Raw genomic sequence first — 2230 nt, forward strand, 5'->3', positions numbered from 1 at the left:
CGGGACTCGTGGCCGTCCTCGTCGAAGAGGCACTCCGACCGAGGAGCACGGCCGCCGACGGGTCGGGCGGGCCGGGGGCTGGGGGCCGGTGGGGTGGGGCTCGGGCTCGCGGGGCTCAGTACTCGGAGCTGGGGGCCGCGGCGAGGGGCCCGAGGTCGGGCTGGTCGCGGAGCTCGATCTCCTCGCCGTGGGTGTCCAGTTCGAGCAGGACGAGCTCGTTGACGCCCGCCCGCCACAGCGGAGCCGGGGCGTAGAGGGTCCGCTGGGGGCCCTGCGCGGAGTAGCGGCCGAGCAGGAAGCCGTTGAGCCAGAGCAGCCCGCGGCCCCAGCCGGGCAGGGCGACGAAGGCGTCGGCGGGCTCGCCGAGCGAGGCCTCGAAGCGGTGGAAGGCCGGGTCCGCACCGGTCGCCGGGCCGGCCTCCTCGTAGCGGAGCCCGTCCAGCTCGGAGAGCGGCAGCGGGCGGATCTCCCAGTCGAACAGCCGCTGGTGACCGTGGGAGACCCCGCGGACGATGCCCTTGCGGTCGTCCAGCAGCGGACCGTAGTTCACCCGGCCGAGCGCCTCGACCAGGATGTCGAGCACGACGCCCTCGGGCCCGACCTCCAGCGGCAGCGTCTCCGCCGGGGCGTCGCGGTGCAGCACGCCCAGCGGCCGGCCGTCCGCGAACACGTGGGCGCGGTCGCCGATCCCGTCGATGCGCAGCGGCATGGAGGGCCGCGGACCGGAGATCCGGGTGCGGTAGTGGATGAGGCCGAGGGACTGGCCGACCTTCTCCATCGGCTCGGGCGAGGCGCGGCGCACCGGCTCGGACAGGGCGTCGAGGTTCGCCAGCAGCCGGGCGCAGGCGGCCCGCCGCCGGACGCGCTGCGGGGAGACCCGCGGGGCGGGTGCGGGCAGTTCGCCCTCCGGCAGGGGGACGTACGTGCCGATGACGGCGCGGAAGGCGTGGAACTTCTCGGTGAGTTCGCCGGCCTCGCCGATCGGGGCGTCGTAGTCGTAGCTGGTGACGGTCGGCTGGTAGCCGGTGTCGAACGGCCGGGTCCCCGTGTGGTTGGCGCCGGCCCAGAAGCCGAAGTTGGTGCCGCCGTGGGCCATGTAGAGGTTGACGGAGGCCCCGGTCGCTAGCAGGTCGTCCAGCGCCCGCGCGGACTCGGCGGCGTCGCGCACGTGGTGCGGCTCGCCCCAGTGGTCGAACCAGCCGATCCAGAACTCCATGGCCGTCAGCGGCCCCTGGGGCTGGTAGCGGCGCAGCACCTCGAACCGCTCGGCGGGCCGGGAGCCGAACGTCGCCGTGGCCAGGTGGCCGGGGACGCCGCCGCCCTGCTGCATCGCGTCCTCCGCGCCGTCGGCGGTGAACAGCAGGCAGTCGACGCCGCGGGCGAGCAGGCCGTCGCGCAGGTGGTGGAGGTAGGCGCGGTCGTTGCCGAAGCTGCCGTACTCGTTCTCGATCTGCACCGCGACCACCGGGCCGCCCCGGCCGGCCAGCAGCGGCAGGATCTCCGGCACGACGGCGTCGAACCAGGCGTCGACCTCGGCGAGGTAGGCCGGGTCGGCGCAGCGCAGCCGCAGCGCGTCGTCGGCGAGCAGCCGGGCCGGCAGGCCGCCGAACTCCCACTCGGCGCAGATGTAGGGGCCGGGCCGCAGGATGACGTCGAGGCCCTGCTCCTGGGCGATGCGGCTGAACCGGGCGACGTCGCGCCAGCCGGTGAAGTCGAAGGCGCCGGAGGGCAGCTCGTGGAAGTTCCAGGGGACGTAGGTGTCGACGGTGTTGGCGCCCATCGCGCGCAGCCGTCGCAGGCGGTCCTCCCAGAGGTCGGGGTGGACGCGGAAGTAGTGCAGGGCACCGGAGACGACGCGGTGCGGCGCCCCGTCCCGGAGGTACCCGGTTTCGTCGTGGTCGAGCATCAGGGGCCAGCTTTCGGAGTGCTTCTGGGGAGTGCTTGGGAGCTTCTGCGGAGTGCTTCTGGGGCAGGCGCGGCCGGCGGCCGACCGGTTCCGCGGGGCGGGGCCGGACCGCGGCGCGGCACGGGGTGGGAGGGGTGGCGGGAGTCCTGCCACGGTGGTCGAGCCTACCCAGTCCGGGGCTGCTTGGAAAGCGCTTTCCAGCAGGATTCGCCGGGTCGCGGACCCACCCGGACCGGCCGCGGGCGGCGGGTGGGGCCCGGGGCGGCCGGCCTGTCCGACGCCCGGTGGGCACTGGTCGAGCCCGTCCTGACCGCCTGGCGGGCC

Annotated in this window: 1 protein-coding gene; it reads right to left on the reverse strand. The window is 75.2% G+C overall.

Annotation, left to right across the window (positions count from 1 at the left end):
* Positions 1 to 115: 115 nt before the first annotated feature.
* The gene (locus ACWD4P_RS38110; protein ID WP_449782807.1) at positions 116 to 1906 is read right to left on the reverse strand and encodes a glycoside hydrolase family 35 protein; all 1791 of its coding nucleotides are present in this window, start codon (positions 1904 to 1906) and stop codon (positions 116 to 118) included.
* Positions 1907 to 2230 lie beyond the last annotated feature (324 nt).

The sequence above is a fragment of the Kitasatospora sp. NPDC002543 genome (assembly GCF_053594915.1).